Below are 18,832 nucleotides of genomic sequence, written 5' to 3'. Positions count from 1 at the left end.
TCCGGCCGGCTTTTTTACTACCATACCACCTCGCCCTCACATGTAGGAGGAAACGTGGCCCTCTTCGGAAGTTCAGGCAAGAAACTCCTCTCTGCGTTGAACGATCCCTCCTCCGACTGGAAGCGCCTCCTTTCACTGGCCGACGGCATGTCGTTCTCCAAAGAGAAGCCCGGCACCGATGTAGCCGTGCTCGGCTCCCTGGTCGAGAAGGCCTGCGAGGGCGACACGCTCCCGCTCGACGATTTCGGGACGCTTCTGCGGAAGCTGTCGGCGGCGGGGCTCGACCTCAACACGCCCATAGGCCCCAAGGGCGAGACCGCCCTGCACGTCGCGGTATCCCACGGGAACGAGAGGGTCGTCGAAGCCCTGAGCCTTGCCGGCTCGTCGCCGGTGGCGGCCTGCGGCGGCGGGCTCACACCCCTGCATACGGCGGTCTCGGGCCGCGACGTCAGGATGGTGGAGCTGCTCCTGAGGGCAGGCGCCGATGTTAACGCGGAGGATTCCGAGGGTAACACGCCCCTTCATCTGGCGGTAGCCCGGGGGCAGTGCGACTCGATAGTGGAGAGGCTGATCGAGGCCGGGGCAATCGTCTGGGCAAGGAACCGCAAGGGCGAGACCCCGGCCGGGATCGCCGCCTTCACCGGCAACCGCGAATACTGCGGCCACATCGAAAAGGCGCTCTCGGTCCAGCGGACCAGCAGGCTGCTCCAGTGGAAGTGCCCGGCCTGCGGGAGCACGATGTCCAGGCCGGCACCGGCGCGTGTGGAATGGCTCGTCTCTCTGTCGGTCTGGGAGTACCTGGCCTTCGTCTGCGGCAGGTGCGGCAGGAAGACGGAGGCTCCGGAGCTCGACGGGGAGCGCTAGTCCAGATCCATCCCCTTGAACAGCGGTATGGCGGCCTCCTCCAGTACCTTCCCGCAGGCCGACGCAACCGTGTCCCTGATCTCCGGCGAACAGCTCACCGACAGCAGATTCCGGTTCGGCTTGGCATCAGACAGATACCTGGCGAACGGCGGATCGATATCGGACAGGCTCACCAGCCTTCCCGACCCCTTCAGGAACATGATGTCCACCTTCTCGAAGCGTTCCTCCGACACCTTCACGGCCTCCAGCGGGAGGTCGACGAGTATCGAACCCGGAGGCGCCCCCGCACGCGATGCGATGTCGGCCTCGAGCCTGGCGGCCGCCTGACGGGCCGTGCCGCCCAGCCCGCGGAGCTGCTCGAGGAAGCGCTCCTCGTCGCCCGACGGCGATGCGGCGTCGATCCTGAACACCTGCGTAAACAGATTCTGCCTGTACTTGACCCTCCAGGCCATGTCCCTGACCCACGGATCCCTCGAGCCCTTGACCAGGAAACTCAGTATCTCGTCGTCGGTCTGCTCGTGGAAGCACTCGATCTCGCCCAGCTCCACGATGCTCCTGCGGGCTGCCCGGAGCAGCATCTGGTCGACTATGCGCGTCTTCTTGTGCAGGTAGACGCTCGAGTACATCTGCAGCCTGGCGAGCAGGAAGTCCCGCACCGCGTCGAGCGCCTTGTCCTGGAAGACCAGTTCGCCCTCCGCCAGCGCCATCGTGCTGATGATCCTGTCGACCTCGATGTGTCCGTAGGCCACGCCGGTGAAGTGGAAGTCGCGCTGGAGGTAGTCGAGCATGTCGGCGTCCACCTCACCGAAGATGATCTGCTGCATGTATCTCGGCCCCCGGTAGCCGGACCTGATGAGCGAGGCCACGTCGACCGGATCGACCCCGTGGCTCTCGAGGATGCCGGGGATCCTTCCCGATCCGGGGATGCCCATCCTCGCGCTGCCGCAGATGAGCCCCTCCACCAGATCCATGTGGTCTATGCCCGAGAGTTCGAGGAAGAGGGGCTCGAGCGTGTGCGACCACGGAGTGTGGCCTATGTCGTGCAGCATGCCGGCGGCTTCGAGCAGGTCTATCCCCGCGCCTCCCCCTGCCGGGTCGGGGATCACCGCCCTGCCGATCCTGCCGGCCAGCGAGGACACGCCCAGGGCATGCGACAGCCTCATGCAGTGCGCGCCCGGGTAGCTCTGGAAGGTGGTGCCTAGCTGGTGTATGAAGCTCAGCCTCTGCACCTCGACGGTCTTGAGGAGATCCTCCTGCAGGGGCGACAGCCTGATGCTCCCCAGGACGGGGTCTCGGACGTACATGACCTTCTTCCGGGAATCGCGGTTCATGATCCTCCACCAGTACCCTTCCCGCCGCGGCGGGGAGGAGCCCCCGTCGCGAGCCTGAGAAGTACGACAGAGAGGAAAGATGTCCTCTTCCATCCCCCCAGCGTCAACAGCGCGGCCAGCGTCCCGGATCCGCGCCCCGGCCTCGGGCCGGGATCGAGGAGGCGCCACCTGGAAGGCGCCTCTGCCATGGCTCGCCGAACCCCCCCGGGCACCTCGACTCCCTCGAAGCGGCCGATCCCGTCCAGCAGGGGGAGGAGCCTCGCCGCGAGCCCCGTGCCCGAGGCGAGCCTCGCGAACTCGATCCATCCCCGTGCGTCGAGCCTGCGGGCCAGAAGGGCGGCGTCGACCCACCAGATCCCCCTGCCCGCCGCGCCGTGCCGGTGCATGTGCAGCAGGGTGAGGAGAAGCCTGTAGGGGGACGGCGGCGAGACGAAGCCCGCATCGGTGGCGGTGCCCTCCGTCTCCGACGGGTGCGGCAGCCTGCCCGGGATGGTCGAGGGGAAGTAGGAGGGATGGCTGTGCAGGTCGAGTGCGATGCCGTCCTTCGAGAGCAGGAGCCCTGACACGATCCCGCACGAAAGCAGGGCCGACCCTGGGGTCGAATGGCTCCAGCCCGCTCCGCGGAGGGCGCATGCGGCGTCGAGGATCCGCCCGGGCCTCACCATCAGGTCCAGGTCGGTCATCGGCCTCAGGCACGGGTCGGGGTAGAGCGTGAGGGCGTAATCCGCGCCCTTGTACCCCCATACCTCTATGCCCGATTCGGCGAGCAGGCCGCAGACCGACCGGAGAGCCTGCTCGAGACGAAGCCACGATGCGGCCTGGAGCCTCCTGACCAGCCTCCCGCCGGCATCCCGGCAGAGGATTGCCCTCAGGTCCCGCGCCGTCTCTTCGTTGCTGCATCCCTGCCGCACCTCCGTGCACCCCGGGCGGGTGACGGCGAGGAAGGCCAGTTCGGCCTGCGAGACGATGGACCGCGTTGTTTCATCCATGCACCGATTCAACACATACCCGGGGCCCGCGTCCAGTTCTTGCACGGCAGGCGCCGCAGCGCGATATTGAGGCCGTGAACAGGAATGCCTCGGTCGACCTCCATGTGCACAGTACGGCGTCCGACGGGGCGCTGACGCCGGGTGCGATAGTCGAGTCGGCAGCCAGGCTCGGTCTGGCCGCTCTGGCCATAAGCGACCACGACACCGTCGACGGTCTGCCCGAAGCCAGGGAGGCCTCCGCCGGAACGGGAGTGCGCTTCGTTCCCGCCGTCGAGCTCAGCGTCAATCTCCTCTCGGGCGGTTCCGCGCACCTCCTGGGGTACTTCCCGGGCGTGGAGCCCGACGTCCTGTGCGACAAGTCGGCCGACCTCGGCTTGGCCCTGGCCAGGGTCCGCGCCGCCAGGGACACGAGGAATCCCAGGATCATCGAGAAGCTCGCCCAGCTCGGGTTCCCTCTCTTCGAGGAGGAGGTGCTCGAGTTCGCGGGCGGAGACGTGGTGGGCAGGCCTCACATAGCACAGGCGCTATTGGCGAGGGGTTATGTCCAGACGTCGCGCGAGGCCTTCGACCGCTTCCTGGCAAGAGGCCGCCCCGCATACGTCGAGCGGGAGAGGCTGTGGGAGAACACGGCCCTGGATCTGATAAGGAGCCTCGGCGGGCTTCCCGTGCTGGCACATCCCGGCCTGATGGACGGAGACGGCAGGAACCTGCCGGCCCTGATCCGCAGCCTGGTCCCCAGGGGCCTGTCGGGCCTCGAGGTCTACTACCCCAGGCACTCCGCGGAGACAGTCGCGATGCTCCTGCGCGAGGCGGCGGAGGCCGGCCTGCTCGTGTCGGGCGGAACGGACTTCCACGGGTCGCCGGAGGATTCTGCAGGCATGGGCGGCACGCAGGGTGTCTTCATGGTGAAGGTATCGCAGGTCGAGGGATTCCTGCGGAGATGCTTCGGTGACATCGAACTGACGGAGGAGTGACCGATGGCCAAGCTCAGCGAACTGATAGAGAAGATAGACGAGACCGCCAAGGCCGGCGACAGGGAGAAGGCCGTCCGGATGATCGACTCCCTCCTGCCCAAGGCCCCGGACAATCCCGCCCTGATGACCCGCAGGAACAAGTACCAGGCGGAACTCGAGATGCAGCGCAGGCTGCAGGCGCTGGAGAAGAAATTCGGCTCCGCCTGACCCTCCCTCTCCTCCTGCTCCATCTCACGGGTTGCCGATCCCTCGACGCAGGCGAGGCCCGCGACATGGCCGGGCTTTTCGCTTCACGATGCAGGGCCCAGTGGGAGAGTGCAGGCGTCTTCCTCGTGTCAGGCAGGGCCAGGGTGGACGGAGGCGACTTCCTCTTCGAGGGGAGATTCGCGATCTGGGGCGACATCGCAAGCTCCCGGACGAGGGGCGACCTCTGCGGGCCTGACGGGATGCCCGTCCTGAGCTGGTCGGTGGATTCCTCCCGCGCTCTCTTCTACATGCCGCGGGAGGAGGTCGCATTCGTGCACCCGGGCGGTCTCGATGCAGGCCCCTTCTCGCTCCCCGTGCAGGACCTGCTGTTCCTGGTGAGAACAGGGTTCCCCGTGGCTCTGGAGGCGTGGCAGATTGCGGAAGGCGCCTCTGCTTCCGGCGGATCCGCGGAATGGACCTTCCTGCCCGGCGAGGCCGGGATCTGCGTTTCCATGGATCCGGGCGACCTGTTCCCCTCCTCCTTCGTGTGGGACGGAGGCAGCGCATCCATCACCTCCTCGAGCGCCCACGACGAGTACAGGGCCTGGCCCGCCGCCTGGAGGGTCGTTGCAGGCGGCGTGACGGCAGTGGTCGACCTGACATCCTTCCGCGACCCGGCCGAACCCTGGCCCGGATTGTGGGATCTGACGATCCCGCCCTCCACCTCGGTGGACACTCTCGCACCCGCGCAGCCGATCGCCCCGGGCTGGGTCATCCCCGTCAGATAGCGCTTCTTTCACGCACTCCAGGTTGTTCCACCCCTTGGTGATACGCGATCATTCCCGGCCGGTTCCCCGGGCTTGACGCAGAGCCAGTTAACGCGACCGGCGGGTCCCCGGACGGTACAAGGCGTCCCCGGCGGTTGACGCATCGCTATCCTTATGGTATTGAACGCTCCCTGAGTTGTTTACGGAGGGATTGATGAGGATTTCCAGTCTTGTCCCCAGGGCTTCCTCCTTCCTCTCGACGCAGATGGCCATAGACCTGGGGACGGCCAACACTCTCATATACGTGCAGGGCAGGGGGATAGTCCTCGAGGAGCCCAGTGTCGTCGCCATCGAGAAGGCGACGAACGAAGTGGTGGCCGTGGGCACCGAGGCCAAGTCCATGCTCGGCCGCACCGGCACGATGCTCGAGGCCTTCAGGCCCCTCCACGACGGTGTCATCACCAACGCCACCGCCACCATGGCCATGCTGCGCATCTTCTTCGAGAGGGCCCAGGGCAAGAGGTTCGCCATGAGGCCCAGGGTGCTGGTCTGCGTTCCCAACGGGATCACCGAGGTGGAGATCACCGCGGTGAGGAGCGCCCTCGAGCGGGCTGGCGCACGGGACGTCTACCTGGTGCCCGAGCCCCTCGCGGCGGCGGTCGGTGTGGGCCTCCCGATCGAGAGCCCGGCCGGGAACATGATCGTGGACATCGGGGGCGGCACCAGCGAGATCGCGGTCATATCCCTCTCCTCGATAGCCGCGACCAACTCGATCCGCATAGGCGGAGACGAGATGAACGACGCCATCACCAACTACCTCAAGAAGCACTTCAGCCTCCTGATAGGCGAACGCACAGCCGAGGCGGTGAAGCTCCGCGTAGGGACCGTCCTGGAGGAGGACGACGAGGGCATGGACGTGAGCGGGCTCGATTTCATGAACGGGATCCCGCGGACCTACAGGATAAGGTCCTCCGACATCAGGGAGGCTCTCAAGGAACCCGTCGGAGCCATCGTCGAGGCTGTGATGCACGGCCTGGAGAAGACCCCGCCGGAGCTCGCGAGCGACATAGTCGACAGGGGAATCGTCCTCACAGGCGGGGGAGCCATGCTGAGGGGGATAGGACGGCTCCTCTCCAACCAGACCAACCTGCCCGTGCGCATCGCCGACAATCCCCTGGCCTGCACCGTTCTCGGGGCCGGCCTCATACTCGAGGACAGCTTCCGCTTCAGGAAGCTGATCATCCGCTGAGATGCCCGGCAGGAGCGGGCTGCCGAGCGGGAGCGGGAGGTTCTGGAAATACCTCGTCGCCACCGTTCTGCTGCTCGTGCTGGGGCCTACCCTGCTCGGGGGCGTCGGGAGCTGGGCAGGCGCGAGGTTCGCAGACCTCGTCCTGGGCGATGACCGGAGAACCGATTCCGAGGAGCTCAGAACCCAGATCGTCGAACTGATGCTCGAGAACGCGGCCCTCCGCGAGGAGGCCATGAAGTCCGACAGGTACCGCCTCCTCCTGGGCATGACCAGGGTGTCCCCGAGGGACGCCATCGCGGGGAGGGTCCTCTACCGCACCGAAGGCCTCGTGAGCGGGACGATGGTCGTAGACAGGGGCTCGTCGGACGGCGTCGGGATCAACTCCGTATGCCTCGCGCCCGACGGGCTGGTCGGGGTGGTGACGTCCTGCGGCGAGGGGACCTGCGAGGTCCTTCCGCTCACGTCCCCTCAGGTCAGGGTGAGCTGCACCACAAGGCCCTCGGGCGCCACTGGGATACTCCAGTTCGAGGATGGCGAGCTCAGGATGCTGCACGTGGATCCCTCGCTCGAAGCCTCGCCCGGCGACGAGGTGGTCACGAGCAGGTTCGGAGGCGTGTACCCCGACGGCCTCCTCGTAGGGATCGTCTCCAGGATAGACGAGAGCGGGGCGAGCCTGGCCCTCGAGATAGTCGTCACTCCGGCGGTCGATTTCGAGTCCCTCGGCGAGGTGCTGATACTCCTGGACGGAAGCCGTGGACAGGTCGAGTAGACCTGGAGCCCATGGCGTGCTGCTCGTGGTGGGGGCCGTGATCGCGCAGCTCCTGCTCGAGGTCACGGCCGGCAGGATCCTGCAGGCTCCCAACGTCCTGGCTCTCGTGCTCACGTACCTCGCCATCAACTACGGCGATGTCTGGTCCATAGAGGGCGCCTTCTGGTCCGGAGCCTCGCTCGACCTCCTCCTCCACCAGCCCATCGGCTGCACGTCGCTCGGCCTGCTGGCGGGCCTGCTGGCCGGCCGGCTGCTCCTCGCCGCAGCTCCGGGGGAGAACAGGCTCACGCTCGTTCTCTCGGGAGCCCTGGCCGGGCTGGTCTGCGACGTCGTCTTCGTCCTGTGCGCCTCGAGGCCCCTCTTCAGCGGAGCCGGACCGGGGGTCGGGGCCATCGCCGCCAGGTCCGCCATCACCCTTCTGACCGGCTTCGTTTTCACGACCCTGTTCTCGGCCGCCTCCGCCCTCCGATCCAGAAGGCATAATGAGGCTGTCTGAACCGGCGTCTGGCGCCGGGCGTCCGGCGGCGGGCTTTGCGATCCTGTTCCTGCTCATGCTCCTGGGCCTGTCCGCGAGGCTGTTCTACCTCCAGTCCGTGAAGGGCGACTACTACAGGAGCATCTCCACCAGCAACCACATCAGGGTCATCTACAGGCCCGCCCCGCGGGGTGTGGTCAGGGACAGGAACGGGATAGTCCTCGTCGACAACGAGCCGTCGTTCGCGGTGGCAGCGGTGCCGTCCGAGTTCGATCCGGCCGGCATCCCCGAGGTCGCCTCCCTCCTGGGCATGCCGCAGGACACACTCGCGGCCAGGCTTGCATCGGCCTCCGCCAGACCCTACCGGCCGTTCGTCCTGTGCGACGACATGTCCGTGGAGGAGATCAGCCCCATCGCCGAGAACCTCCACCGCTTCGGCGGCCTTCTCATCGACGTCGTTCCGCGGCGCCGCTACACCTTCGGCCACGAATTCTGCCACATCGTGGGATATGTCGGCGAGAGCAGGGAGGAAGGCGCCTTCGAGGGCGAGATGACAGGCATCTCCGGCCTCGAGAGCGAACTCGACTACTTCCTCGCCGGACAGCCCGGCTACAGGAGGCAGGTCGTCGACGCCGTGGGCAGGGTGGTGAGCGAGTTCGAGGGTTCGGGCGAGGTCGCCCCCGTGCCCGGCCACGATCTCACCCTGACGATCGATTCCCGCCTCCAGATCCTCACCTGCGCCATACTCGAGGAGGAGACCGCTCCCGGCGCAGCGGTGGTGATCGACTACACCACGGGCGAGATCCTCTGTCTCGCATCGAGCCCCGGGTACGACCCCCAGGAGATGTCGGACGGCATCAGCACCGCCGCCTGGCAGACGATCTCCCAGGATCCCGAGAGGCCGATGTTCTGCAGGGCCTGGGCCGCAAGGTATCCGCCGGGTTCGATCTTCAAGCTCGTATCCGCAGCCTATCTGCTCGAGAACGGATTCGTCACGGCCGACTTCAGGCCGGATCCCTGCTACGGATCCTATCATCTCGGCGGAAACGACTTCGGATGCTGGTCCGTGCACGGCAGGCTCGCGATGGTCGACGCCCTCGCCCAGTCCTGCGACGTGTACTTCTACCGGAACATCCAGCTCGGGTCGCTGGACGGCCTGGCAGCCTTCGCCCGCGGTTTCGGCATGGGCGGCAGGCTCACGGAGATACTCCCGGGCGAGAGCAGCGGGCTGGTGCCCGACCGCGCCCTGCTCGACAGCCTCTACGGACCGGGGGGATGGGGGCTCGGCAATCTCCTCAACGTGTCGATAGGGCAGGGCGAGCTGCTGGTCACTCCGCTGCAGATGGCCGCCATGGCGGGAGTCTTCGCATCGGGCGGGGAGATGCCCGGGCTCAGGCTGGTGCGCGAGATACCCGAAGCCCCCGCACCCTGGAGGCAGCTCGACCTCTCGGCAGGAACGGTGGCCACGGTAGTGGAGGGCATGCGCGAGGCCGTCGACAGCAGCTCCGGCACGCTCTCGTCCCTGGACGGTCTTCCCTGGGCCTTCTACGGCAAGAGCGGAACGGCCGAGAGCTCCGCCGGCGACCATGCCTGGGTGGTCGGATTCATCCGCGAGCCCATGCCCCTTGCCGTGGCGGTGGTCGTGGAGCACGGAGGCCACGGGGGCGCGGTGGCCGCGCCGATAGTCTCGCGGATCCTGCTCGGTTATCTGGGGGAGAGCCGATGACGGCGGCGAAGACCGACCGCTTGATGCTGGCCGCCCTCGCAGCCATCCTCGTCTGCGGGCTCCTGGCCGTCTACTCGGCGTCGAGAGCGGTCCCGGGCGAGTCCATCTTCGTCAAGCAGGTGTTCTGGGTGGTCATCGGGGTGCTCACCTTCATCCTCGGCTCCTCGCTGGCGCTCAGGCTGATCGAGGAATTCGCCTACATCTTCCTGGCAGGGGTCTGCCTGCTCCTTCTGCTGACGGTATTCTTCGGCGGCGGGCCCGCCGGCAGGTGGCTGATCCTCGGGCCCCTGAGGATACAGCCCTCGGAGTTCGCCAAGATCGCGATCATCGTTGCAGCCTCGCGCGCCTTCGCCGACCTGAGGGCCCGCCCCAGGAAGTACGGAGTCCTCCTCCTGTTCCTCGGAGCCTCGCCCGCGATCCTCCTGACATGGCTGCAGCCCGACCTGGGCACGGCGGCCGCGACCGTGATCATCCTGCTTCTGCTGACATGGTGGGCCGGGTATGGTCCCGACTGGATCTTCCTCGTGGTCAGCCCCGTCTTCGCGGCCCTCTCGTCCACGCGCCTGGCGTTCTGGCTCGTCTTCACCGCGCTGCTCGTCATAATCCTGCTCAGGAGGAAGGCCTCGATTCCCGTATGGATCCTGATGCTCGGGGGTAACACCCTCATCGCCGCGTTCACGCCCGTGGTGTGGAACCTGCTGCATCCCTACCAGCAGGCCAGGCTGACCACCTTCCTCAACCCCGCAGCCGATCCGCACGGGGCGGGATGGAACGTGATACAGTCCGAAGTGGCGGCGGGATCGGGCGGGCTGTGGGGGCAGGGCTACCTCATGGGTGCGCAGAAGGGGCTCGCCTTCCTCCCGGCGCGCCATACTGACTTCATCTTCTCCGTGTGGGCGGAGGAGCTGGGATTCTTCGGATCGCTCGTCCTCCTGTCCGCCTTCGGCCTGCTGGCCTTCCGGCTGCTCAGGGCGGCCAGGATCTCGATGAGCCCGTTCAGGTCGACCCTGGCGGCGGGTTGTGCCTGCTACTTCATGGTGCACCTGTTCATCAACATCGGGATGACCCTGGGCATCATGCCGGTCACCGGCCTGCCGCTGGTCCTCGTGAGCTACGGCGGGAGCCACATGCTCTCGGCCATGTTCATAGCAGGGCTCGGCATGAACGTGGCGCGGAACTGGAGGGAGCTCTAGCGGCCAGCCGGGCGGGGCCCCCGCGTTAACGCGGTGGCCGCGGACCGGGGCCGGTCCACATATTCCCGGGTCTTCCACGGGAGGTCGCCATGTTCCCGGTGCTCTTCAGACTCGGGTCCGTCCCCGTCAACAGCTACGGCCTGGCTCTGGCGATATCGTTCCTGCTGGGCGTGAAGCTCGCCTCGGTGCGGGCGGCCAGGCTCGGCTTCAGGCCTGCCGACATCGCCGACCTCGGGGTCTGGGTGATGATGGCCGCCATAGCCGGCTCGAGGGCGTTCTACGTGGTGACCCACCTGTCGGAGTTCAGCGGGCACTGGCTCGACGTGATCGCGATCTGGAAGGGGCTGTACGGCCTGAGCATGCTCGGAGGCGTGCTGCTGGCGATGGCGACCGCCTTCGTGTACATAGCGGTCAGGAGATGGGATGCGATGAAGCTGGCCGATGCCGCCATCCCCTCCTTCATGCTCGGCAACTTCATCACCAGGATAGGCTGCTTCCTCAACGGATGCTGCTTCGGCTCGCCCACCTCCTGCGGCCTGGGAGTGACGTTCCCCGAAGGCTCGCTGCCCTGGTCGGTCTTCGGGAATGCCCATCTCCATCCCGTGCAGATCTACGACTCCATGGCAGGCCTGTTCATCCTGGCGGTGCTCCTCCTGGCGGACAGGCGGCCGCACTTCAGGGGCTTCCTGTTCGTGCTGTTCCTCGGGTTGTACGGAGCCACCCGGTTCGGCATGGAGGAGTTCAGGTTCTTCGACCACGCGACCAACGATCTGCTCGGCTACAGCGTGTTCGCCGGGAGATCCGGGATCACGGACAACCAGTTGATAAGCCTCCTCATGGTGGCTGCATCATTCATCACGGCACCCATCCTGATCCTGAGAGATGGCGCGGCAGGCAGGGCGCGCACGGCGGCGGCCGCGAGGCCGGCCTCCTGACGGTGACGACCCCCGGGCGCGCGGAGTGAGCTTCATCCCGTCCGCCTCGATTCTCGTCTCCAGGATCGCGTCTCTCGTGGCCTTCCGCGTCTGCCCCGTCTGCGGGCGTCCTTCCGGATTCCGGGAGGCGCCCGATGCGCTCTGCGCCTGGTGCATCGCCCGGCTCTACCCGAACGGACACCCCGCAGTCGCGGTACCGCTTCCCGGCGAACGCGGGAGGATCCTCGCAGAGAGCCCCTTCCTGCATGCCGGTTCGGCGCGCGACCTGGTCCTCGGACTCAAGTACCGCGGCAGGCGCGGCCTCGGCCGCATCGCCGCCGGGCTGATGGCGGAAGCCGGCAGAGGAGCGGCGGTTGCGGGATGCATCCTGGTCCCGATGCCGCTCTGTCCCTCGAGGATCGGGGAGAGGGGCTACAACCAGGCTTCGGAGATCGCCGTCCCGCTCGCCCGTCTGCTGGGCGCCGGGATCTCGGACTGCCTGTCGCGCCTGGACAGGCCTCCCCAGGCCGGGCTCCAGGCAGTCGAACGCAGGGAGAACGTCCGGGGGACCTTCAGGCGCGGCAGGGAGCCCGTACCGGAGGGAGCCCCGCTCATCCTGGTGGACGACGTCGTGACCACCGGGAGCACACTGGAGGAGGCGGCGCGATTCCTCACCGGAGCAGGGGGCGATGTCGCGGGAGCGCTCACGCTGACCTACCGCCCCGAGTTCCGGGTTGATATCATCGACTGACTTCGGACTAGCACGGAAGCACCGCGGAGGGCTGTGAGATGTCAAGGAAGATGTACTTCGACGTGAGGGACGTGCCGTCCTGCGCGAGGCTCGGGCTGAGCGGCAGGAAGATGTGGATCTGGTTCAAGGCGCTCGTGCTGTCCTGGGCGGCATGGTCGGCGTTCACCTACCTGGGATGGCTCGCCGCCGATCCGGCCGGGCTGGGCGCGGTCTGGGGCTCGTCCCGCCTTCTGCCTCTGCCGGCGGGGATCTTCTGGACCTCCTGGCAGTCCGTCGCCCTCCTCGCGACAGGCATCCTGGTGATGACGGCGGTCATGCTCTCGGCCGCACTCAGGGCATCCCGCATCACGTTCGAACAGATCAGGGGGGACGACTTCTTCTCGGGCCGCGAGGCCGCGGAGTTCGCGAGGAGGCACGGCAGGCCCCTGTATGCCACGCCTGCCGCGCTCGTTGCGGGCCTCGCCCTGGCCGTGCTGTGCGGCCTCCTGCTGGGCCTGGCCGGGCGCATACCCGCCGTCGGCCCCGTTCTCCTCGGGATACTCGCCGTTCCGGCCTGGTCGGGCGCCCTGCTCGTCGTGCTCGGATCGATCGCGCTCCTGGCGGCCTTCCCGCTCGTGCCAGCTATTGTGGCCTGCACGAAGGGCGACACGTTCGAGACGATGTTCGAGCTGTTCTCTTCGGTGACATCGCAGCCCTGGAGGCTGGCGCTGTATGCCCTGGCCTCCTTCATCACGAGGGTTCTGGCGCTGGCGCTCTTCCTTGCTGCCGGATCCATGGCTGTGGGCATACTCGTCCACACCACCGCCCTCGCCGGGGCACCGAGCCCGTATGCGCTGCTCCAGGGCGGGCTGAGATACGTGGCCCCGTCGCTCGTGGGCGCCTACGCCGGAGTCGTCGACGTGCTCGGCGTCTCGGGGCAGCCCGGGGCAGCCGTGCAGCCGCTGGCCGGCGCACTCCTGGCGGCGTCGGGGGCGGCCATCGCCCTGGTGGCTGCGTCCTACTGGTTCTCCTCGTGCAGTTCGGCCTGGACCGTCATCTATCTCGCCGTCAGGCGCAGGAAGGACGGGGAGGACCTGCTCCGCAGGGCCGATCAGGAGGATCTGGCAGAGTTCGAGAGGCAGTACGGATCGGCGGACGAGTCGGCCGGAGCAGGACAGCGCGGCTGCGCGGGCGATTCCGCCCCCGGAGCCGCCACGGAAGCGGACGAGCAGGCCTGAGGCCCCCTCGATGCCCGGCCTGAGCGACTTCCACCATCTGCATCTGCACTCCGAGTACAGCCTGCTCGATGGAGCGATCCAGCCCTCCGAGCTGGCCGACCTCCTCGTCGAGTCGGGCATGCGTGGCTGCGCCATCACCGACCATGGCAGCCTCTTCGGCGCCATCGAGTTCTACGACGCGCTCTCCAGGCGCGAACTGCACCCCATCATCGGCATGGAGGCGTACATCTCCCCGACGCCGGTCTCCGAGCGCGATGGAGGGGGCAGGGGACCCAGATACAACCACATCACGCTCCTCGCCATGGACGAGACGGGCTACAGGAACCTCTGCAGGATATCCTCCACCGGATATCTCGACGGCTTCTACTACAAGCCGAGGATCGACAGGGACATCCTCGCCCGCTACTGCGGCGGGATAGCCATAGGCTCGGCCTGTCTGAAGGGCGAGCTGGCAGAGAGGATCCTGGCCGGCGACGAGAGCGGGGCAAGGGAGGCTGTCGGCTTCTACCACGACCTCGTGGGGCGCGACAGGTTCTTCATCGAGCTGATGGACCACGGTCTGGAGGACGAGAAGGCCGTTCTCCCGGGCCTCGCGAGGCTCGCGGCCGATACCGGGGCGCTCCCGGTGGCCACCAACGACGCACATTACCTCAGGAAGGAGCACGCCTACGCCCACGAGGTCCTGCTGTGCATCCAGACCGGACGGAACATCGACGATCCCGGCAGGATGAGGTTCGGCACCTCCGAGTTCTACGTGAAGACCCCGCAGGAGATGGAACGGCTGTTCGACTGGATCCCCGGGGCGGTGCCGAACACCGCCCGGATAGCCGACATGTGCAGCTTCAGGTTCGAGAAGGGCGAGATCCAGCTCCCCGCCTTCCCCATCCCCGAGGGCAGCACGATGGCCTCTCTCCTGCGCGAGAGCGCCGTCTCCGGACTCGCCGGGCGGCTCGGCAGGGATCTCGACCAGGCCGAGAGCGAGAGGCTCGAGTCGGAGCTCCGCGTTATCGAGGACATGGGCTTTCCCGGCTACTTCCTCATCGTGTCGGAGCTCAGGCGCTGGGCTTCGTCGCAGGGGATCGCGATGGGTCCCGGAAGGGGCTCCGCCGCCGGCAGCCTGGTGTCGTACGCCACAGGCATCACGGACGTGAACCCGCTCGTGCACGGCCTCAACTTCAGCCGGTTCCTGAACCCGGCGCGGCGCGAGATGCCCGACATCGACCTGGATTTCTGCGTCGAGAGGCGGCAGGAGGTCATCGAGCACATCGTCGCCATGTACGGCAGGGGCAACGTGAGCCAGATCGTCACCTTCAACAGGATGAAGGCGAAGAGCGTCATAAGGGACGTGGTGCGGGCGCTGGGGCTGCCCGTGGATCTCGGCGACCAGCTCTCGCGGATGGCTTCTAAGGTGACGGATCCCAATGCCACGCTCGAGGAGATCATGGCCGAGGTGCCCCAGATCGCCCAGAGCGCCGCATCCGACGAGACCGTCTCGAAGATCATCGACCTGTGCAAGGTTCTCGAGAACCACGCGAGGAACACTTCGGTCCATGCCGCGGGAGTGATCATAGCCCCCGGCGACCTGCTGGACTTCGTGCCCCTCTACCGCACGAAGAACGAGATCATGACGCAGTACGAGATGAAGAGCCTCGACCGTGCCGGCCTCCTCAAGCTCGACGTGCTCGGTCTGCGCACGGTCACAGTGCTGCAGAAGGCCGAGAGGATGGTCAGGGAGGCCGGCATCGACCTATCCGTCGGCTCGATCCCTCTCGACGACCCCGGGACCCTTGCGCTCCTCCGGAGCGGCGAGACCACCGGGGTGTTCCAGCTCGAGGGGTCGGGGATGAGGGACGCCCTCAGGAAGATCGGGGTGAACCGCTTCGAGGACGTCACGGCCGCGGTGGCGATCTTCCGGCCCGGCTCGATGGACATGATCGACACCTACGCGAAGAACAAGCAGGGCATGGAGGCGGGTAACGGCTTCCGCATAAGCTACCTGCATCCCGAACTGGAGGAGGTCCTCTCCGAGACGTACGGCGTGATGATCTACCAGGAGCAGGTCATGGCCATAGCCAACCGGCTGGGCGGCATGACGATGTCCGAAGCGGACGTGTTCCGGAAGGCCATCTCGAAGAAGAACGCCGCGATAATGGGGCAGCAGCGCGAGAGGTTCGTGTCGGGAGCGACCGGCAGAGGCATCCCGAAGGCCGTGGCGGTCGGGATCTTCGACCAGATCGAGAAATTCGCCGAGTACGGCTTCAACAAGTCCCATGCCGTGAGCTATGCGCTCCTGGCGTTCCAGACCGCCTACATGAAGGCCCACTACCCGGCCCCGTTCCTGGCCGCGCTGTTGTCGAGCTGGATAGGGAACATCGACCAGCTCTCGATAGTGGCGGAGGACTGCCGCAGGATGGGCGTGCCCCTTCTGCCGCCATCGGTCAACGAAGGCGAGTCCGCCTTCAGGGTGACCCCGGGCGGCTCGATCACCTATGCGCTCTCGGCCGTCAGGAACGTCGGGGAAGGCCCGGCCGCCGAGATCGTCAGGGTCCGCGGGGAGGACGGCCCGTTCCTCGACCTGTTCGACTTCGCCTCACGCGTGGACCCCGCCCTCGTGAACCGCAGGGTGTACGACTCCCTGGCCGGTGCCGGTGCGTTCGACTGCCTCGAACCCTCCCGCGCCCGGGTCATGGCCGGCATCGAGGCGGCCATGGACTACGGGGCGAGGGTGAGGCAGGCGAGGGAGGCGGGTCAGATGTCGCTCTTCGGGGGCGGCCCGGAGCCCGACGCCGGAGTGGTGCCGGAGCTCCCCGAGGCTCCCGTGATGTCGGCAAGGGCCAGACTCAACCTCGAGAAGTCGCTCCTCGGCTTCTACCTCTCGGGTCACCCCATGGACGACTTCTCCGAGGACATCGAGGCATTCACCGACTTCGAGCCGGGCCAGCCGATGCCCGCCGGGGGGGGCAGGATAAGGACCGCAGGGGTCGTGACCTCGGTGAAGGAGATACCGTCCCGTTCGGGTCCCATAGCATTCGTCACCGTCGAGGGGCGCGAGGGCGCGTGCGAGGTCATAGCCTTCAGTGATATACTCCAGAAACACCGGCAGGCCTTCGAGCCCGGGAGCTTCCTGCTCCTGGAGGGGGAGGTCTCCGAGCGCAGGGACGAGTCGAGGCTCAGCGTGTCGGCGGTAGCGCCGATGGAGGATGCCCGGAGGCTGCTCAGGGCCGGCATCGTCCTGAGGTTCTCGACCGCCGGGGGAAACCCGGATCTGCACTGCAGGGTGGCCGAACTGCTGAGGGGAAGCCCCGGAGGAGGAGCCGTGAGGATGGAGATAGTCCAGTCCACCGGGCGCATCGTAGCGGCCGAGTCCAGGTCCATCAGGGTGGATCCGTCCGATTCCCTGCTTGCCGGCCTCCGGGATCTCCTCGGGGCCGATGCCGTGCGCATGGCGCCCGGGGTGAGGAGCCTGAGTTGAGACTGTCGCTTGCGGCGGCGCTCCTGGCCTTCTCGGCCGCATCCGCGGGCGAGCTGATGCGCATAGTGGCCGAGCCCACCGCGGGGATGCTGTCGCCCCGCACCTACTACGCCGACATGCGAACCTTCCCCACCGACGGGCTGAGGTTCGGCGTGAACGTGGGGATAGTGCCCCGGCTCATGGCCGGCGCCTCCTACGGCGGATGGGACGTCACGGGCATGGACGACCCCGAGTGGTTCGACCACATAGCCCTCCACGCCAGGTTCCGCTTCGTCGACGAGACGGAGACCTTCCCCGCGTTCGCCCTGGGCTACAGCAACGAACAGGAGCCGGAACGCTCGGGAGGGAGCTACACGCGGCCTTCGCGCGGCCTCTACATGGCCCTCTCGAAGAACTTCGCCCTCGCCGGCGATCTGGCCTTCCACGGCGGCATCTCCCTCTCACTGGAGGATTCCGACCACGCGGGATGCTGGTTCGGCGCAGACAAGTCGCTTCCCGCGGGCTTCGGGGTCGCGCTCGACTGGGACCCGGCCACCAGCGGACCCGAATCCGCACGTTTCGACGAGACGGGCGGGTTCCTGAACTTCGAATGCTACTGGCAGAGCTTCGGACAGGTGCGGGTGTCGATGCAGTTCATGGACATGCTCGAGGCCGGCGGCGACACGTACAGGTCGCTGGCCGTCGATTTCCTGGGCCTCTTCTAGGCCCGCCGACAGGAGGACCGATGGACTTCGCAGCCGCGGAGAGATATGCCGATGTCATCCTGAAGAGCGGTGTCAACCTCGCCGCAGGCCAGCCTCTCTTCGTCAGGGCCGACCCCGCGAACAGGGAGTTCGCCGGAGTGCTCGCGGGAAGGGCCTACGCGCTGGGTTCGCCCTACGTCTACACCGTCTACGGAGACACGAAGCTCGAGCTGGCAAGGCTCTCGCATGCCGGAGCCGACACGCTCTCCTACGTGCCCTCGTTCCTCCCCGGGCTCTACAGGACATACATCGAGGAGAACTGGGCCAGCGTGGCCCTCACCGGCCCCGAGGACCCCGATGCCTACGAGGGGGTGGATCCCGCACGCCTCGGCTCCATGCGGAAGGCGATGTCGAAGGCCACCAGGGAATGGCTCGAAGCCATATCCTCCAACAAGATACGCTGGAGTGTCTGCCTGTGGCCCACCCCCGGCTGGGCCGCGAAGGTGCTGGGCTCCCCCGACGACTGGGAGCGGAGGATCTGGGAGGTCCTGACGCCGATCCTGAGGCTCGATGCCGCCGATCCCGCGGCCGCCTGGCTCGCGCACGACGCCGAACTCAAGAGGAGGGCGTCCTTCCTGAACGGGGCGAGGTTCGACAGGTTCCACCTCACCGGACCGGGAACCGATCTCTATGTCGGCATGGCCCCGGACAGGGTCTTCGCCGGGGGCAGGGGAGTGGCCAGGGACGGGCGCGACTTCTTCCCCAACATCCCCACCGAGGAGGTGTTCAGCACTCCCGACTTCCGGCGGACCGAGGGCAGGGCGGCATGCACGCGCCCGGTGCAGGTCAACGGGACCAACGTCGAGGGGGCGTGGTTCGAGTTCGAGGCCGGCAGGGTGAAGGCCTTCGGGGCATCGAGGAACGAGGGGGCCCTCGCCGAATACCTCTCCACCGACGAGAACGCACGCTTCCTGGGCGAGATCGCCCTCGTGGGCACCGACTCGCCCATCTACCGCAGCGGCAGGATCTTCCACAGCATACTGTTCGACGAGAACGCGGCCATCCACATAGCCCTGGGCAACGGCTACACCGAGTGCGTCGAGCGCGCCCGGGGCGCCGGGGTGCAGGACCTTCTCGCCCGCGGGTGCAACGTATCGCTCGTGCATGTCGACTTCATGATCGGTTCGGACGAGGTGAGCGTCGACGGTCTGGACGCTTCGGGCGCCGCCACGCGCATCATCTCCGCCGGCAGGTTCGCGGTCTAGTCGGAAG

At 67.1% G+C, this 18,832-nt stretch carries 17 protein-coding genes; 15 read left to right on the top strand and 2 right to left on the bottom strand.

Going from position 1 to position 18,832, the window contains the following annotated elements; translation table 11 throughout:
- Positions 1-54: 54 nt before the first annotated feature.
- Positions 55-864, top strand: coding sequence for an ankyrin repeat domain-containing protein (locus QUS11_10450; GenBank protein ID MDM7993718.1), 810 nt, complete (start codon positions 55-57; stop codon positions 862-864).
- On the opposite strand, the gene QUS11_10445 is transcribed toward QUS11_10450, so the two are convergent.
- Positions 861-2,195 (bottom strand): HD domain-containing protein, encoded by a 1,335-nt coding sequence (locus tag QUS11_10445; GenBank protein ID MDM7993717.1) that lies wholly within the window; start codon positions 2,193-2,195, stop codon positions 861-863. The genes QUS11_10450 and QUS11_10445 overlap by 4 nt on opposite strands.
- A complete protein-coding gene (locus tag QUS11_10440; GenBank protein MDM7993716.1) occupies positions 2,192-3,184 on the bottom strand; it encodes a nucleotidyltransferase family protein in 993 nt (330 codons plus the stop codon). Before QUS11_10440 ends, QUS11_10445 begins: the two co-directional genes overlap by 4 nt.
- A gap of 74 nt (positions 3,185-3,258) precedes the next feature.
- Between QUS11_10440 and QUS11_10435 the strand changes: the two genes are divergently transcribed.
- From QUS11_10435 to QUS11_10370, 14 genes are all read left to right on the top strand, one after another.
- Positions 3,259-4,158: a PHP domain-containing protein gene (locus QUS11_10435; protein MDM7993715.1), complete on the top strand. Its 900-nt coding sequence runs from the start codon at positions 3,259-3,261 to the stop codon at positions 4,156-4,158.
- 3 nt (positions 4,159-4,161) lie between these two features.
- Positions 4,162-4,365 carry a hypothetical protein gene (locus QUS11_10430; GenBank protein MDM7993714.1) on the top strand — a complete coding sequence of 68 codons (204 nt, stop codon included), beginning with the start codon at positions 4,162-4,164 and terminating at the stop codon, positions 4,363-4,365.
- 65 nt (positions 4,366-4,430) lie between these two features.
- Positions 4,431-5,132, top strand: a complete 702-nt coding sequence (locus QUS11_10425) for a hypothetical protein (GenBank protein MDM7993713.1) — start codon at positions 4,431-4,433, stop codon at positions 5,130-5,132.
- A 193-nt stretch (positions 5,133-5,325) separates the two neighbouring features.
- Complete coding sequence (locus QUS11_10420) at positions 5,326-6,360, top strand: rod shape-determining protein (GenBank protein MDM7993712.1); 1,035 nt, start codon at positions 5,326-5,328, stop codon at positions 6,358-6,360.
- A 1-nt stretch (position 6,361) separates the two neighbouring features.
- A complete protein-coding gene (gene mreC, locus QUS11_10415) occupies positions 6,362-7,129 on the top strand; it encodes a rod shape-determining protein MreC (GenBank protein MDM7993711.1) in 768 nt (255 codons plus the stop codon).
- On the top strand, positions 7,113-7,625 hold the full coding sequence (locus tag QUS11_10410; protein ID MDM7993710.1) for a hypothetical protein: 513 nt from the start codon (positions 7,113-7,115) through the stop codon (positions 7,623-7,625). Before mreC ends, QUS11_10410 begins: the two co-directional genes overlap by 17 nt.
- Positions 7,612-9,330, top strand: a complete 1,719-nt coding sequence (locus QUS11_10405) for a penicillin-binding transpeptidase domain-containing protein (protein MDM7993709.1) — start codon at positions 7,612-7,614, stop codon at positions 9,328-9,330. The genes QUS11_10410 and QUS11_10405 overlap by 14 nt, the downstream gene beginning before the upstream one ends.
- Positions 9,327-10,523, top strand: a complete 1,197-nt coding sequence (locus tag QUS11_10400; protein MDM7993708.1) for an FtsW/RodA/SpoVE family cell cycle protein — start codon at positions 9,327-9,329, stop codon at positions 10,521-10,523. Before QUS11_10405 ends, QUS11_10400 begins: the two co-directional genes overlap by 4 nt.
- 89 nt (positions 10,524-10,612) lie before the next feature.
- Positions 10,613-11,458: a prolipoprotein diacylglyceryl transferase gene (locus QUS11_10395; protein MDM7993707.1), complete on the top strand. Its 846-nt coding sequence runs from the start codon at positions 10,613-10,615 to the stop codon at positions 11,456-11,458.
- Between the two features lie 25 nt (positions 11,459-11,483).
- Positions 11,484-12,188 (top strand): phosphoribosyltransferase family protein, encoded by a 705-nt coding sequence (locus tag QUS11_10390; GenBank protein ID MDM7993706.1) that lies wholly within the window; start codon positions 11,484-11,486, stop codon positions 12,186-12,188.
- Between the two features lie 38 nt (positions 12,189-12,226).
- On the top strand, positions 12,227-13,405 hold the full coding sequence (locus QUS11_10385; GenBank protein MDM7993705.1) for a hypothetical protein: 1,179 nt from the start codon (positions 12,227-12,229) through the stop codon (positions 13,403-13,405).
- 10 nt (positions 13,406-13,415) lie between these two features.
- Positions 13,416-16,877, top strand: coding sequence for a DNA polymerase III subunit alpha (gene dnaE / locus QUS11_10380; protein ID MDM7993704.1), 3,462 nt, complete (start codon positions 13,416-13,418; stop codon positions 16,875-16,877).
- Positions 16,874-17,581 (top strand): hypothetical protein, encoded by a 708-nt coding sequence (locus tag QUS11_10375; protein ID MDM7993703.1) that lies wholly within the window; start codon positions 16,874-16,876, stop codon positions 17,579-17,581. The genes dnaE and QUS11_10375 overlap by 4 nt, the downstream gene beginning before the upstream one ends.
- 20 nt (positions 17,582-17,601) lie before the next feature.
- On the top strand, positions 17,602-18,825 hold the full coding sequence (locus QUS11_10370) for an aminopeptidase (protein MDM7993702.1): 1,224 nt from the start codon (positions 17,602-17,604) through the stop codon (positions 18,823-18,825).
- The last annotated feature ends 7 nt before the right edge of the window (positions 18,826-18,832 follow it).

It is taken from the genome of Candidatus Fermentibacter sp., from assembly GCA_030373045.1.
Taxonomy (GTDB): Bacteria; Fermentibacterota; Fermentibacteria; order Fermentibacterales; family Fermentibacteraceae; genus Fermentibacter.
The sequence above is the reverse complement of the archived record's forward strand: the minus strand, read 5'-3'. Positions and strand labels throughout refer to the sequence as shown.

Excerpts from the sequence above, each read along its gene's own strand:
- QUS11_10445 (MDM7993717.1), bottom strand. The coding sequence starts at position 2,195 with ATGAACCGCGATTCCCGGAAGAAGGTCATGTACGTCCGAGACCCCGTC.
- QUS11_10440 (MDM7993716.1), bottom strand. The coding sequence starts at position 3,184 with ATGGATGAAACAACGCGGTCCATCGTCTCGCAGGCCGAACTGGCCTTC.
- QUS11_10430 (MDM7993714.1), top strand. The coding sequence starts at position 4,162 with ATGGCCAAGCTCAGCGAACTGATAGAGAAGATAGACGAGACCGCCAAG.
- QUS11_10425 (MDM7993713.1), top strand. The coding sequence starts at position 4,431 with ATGGCCGGGCTTTTCGCTTCACGATGCAGGGCCCAGTGGGAGAGTGCA.
- QUS11_10420 (MDM7993712.1), top strand. The coding sequence starts at position 5,326 with ATGAGGATTTCCAGTCTTGTCCCCAGGGCTTCCTCCTTCCTCTCGACG.
- mreC (MDM7993711.1), top strand. The coding sequence starts at position 6,362 with ATGCCCGGCAGGAGCGGGCTGCCGAGCGGGAGCGGGAGGTTCTGGAAA.
- QUS11_10405 (MDM7993709.1), top strand. The coding sequence starts at position 7,612 with ATGAGGCTGTCTGAACCGGCGTCTGGCGCCGGGCGTCCGGCGGCGGGC.
- QUS11_10400 (MDM7993708.1), top strand. The coding sequence starts at position 9,327 with ATGACGGCGGCGAAGACCGACCGCTTGATGCTGGCCGCCCTCGCAGCC.
- QUS11_10395 (MDM7993707.1), top strand. The coding sequence starts at position 10,613 with ATGTTCCCGGTGCTCTTCAGACTCGGGTCCGTCCCCGTCAACAGCTAC.
- QUS11_10385 (MDM7993705.1), top strand. The coding sequence starts at position 12,227 with ATGTCAAGGAAGATGTACTTCGACGTGAGGGACGTGCCGTCCTGCGCG.
- dnaE (MDM7993704.1), top strand. The coding sequence starts at position 13,416 with ATGCCCGGCCTGAGCGACTTCCACCATCTGCATCTGCACTCCGAGTAC.
- QUS11_10370 (MDM7993702.1), top strand. The coding sequence starts at position 17,602 with ATGGACTTCGCAGCCGCGGAGAGATATGCCGATGTCATCCTGAAGAGC.